The organism is Escherichia sp. AM3, from assembly GCF_032029835.1.
In the GTDB taxonomy this organism is placed as follows: domain Bacteria; phylum Pseudomonadota; class Gammaproteobacteria; order Enterobacterales; family Enterobacteriaceae; genus Escherichia; species Escherichia coli.
On sequence record NZ_JAVUPQ010000717.1, the window covers coordinates 1 to 340 of the forward strand.

Annotated in this window: 1 protein-coding gene; it reads left to right on the forward strand. The window is 60.0% G+C overall.

All coding sequences use genetic code 11. The annotated features are described in order from the left end of the window. Positions 1–340, forward strand: a 340-nt coding sequence (locus RTW80_RS28050; RefSeq protein WP_312721394.1) for an ABC transporter permease, incomplete at both ends; no start/stop codon positions are given.

Consider the following 340-nt stretch of genomic DNA (forward strand, 5'->3'; position numbering starts at 1 on the left):
CCATCGGGACTAACACCATCGACGTTTACCCCGGCAAAGATTTTGGCGACGACGAGCCGCAGTATCAGCAGGCGCTGAAATACGACGATCTGGCGGCTATTCAGAAGCAGCCGTGGGTGAACTCCGCCACGCCTGCCGTGTCGCAAAACCTGCGTCTGCGCTACGGCAACATCGACGTGGCGGCCAGCGCTAACGGCGTCAGCGGAGATTACTTCAACGTCTACGGCATGACCTTCAGCGAAGGGGCGACCTTCAACGCGGAACAGCTGGCGGGCAGGGCGCAGGTGGTGGTGTTAGACGCTAACTCGCGCAGACAGCTTTTCCCCAATAACACCCGTGT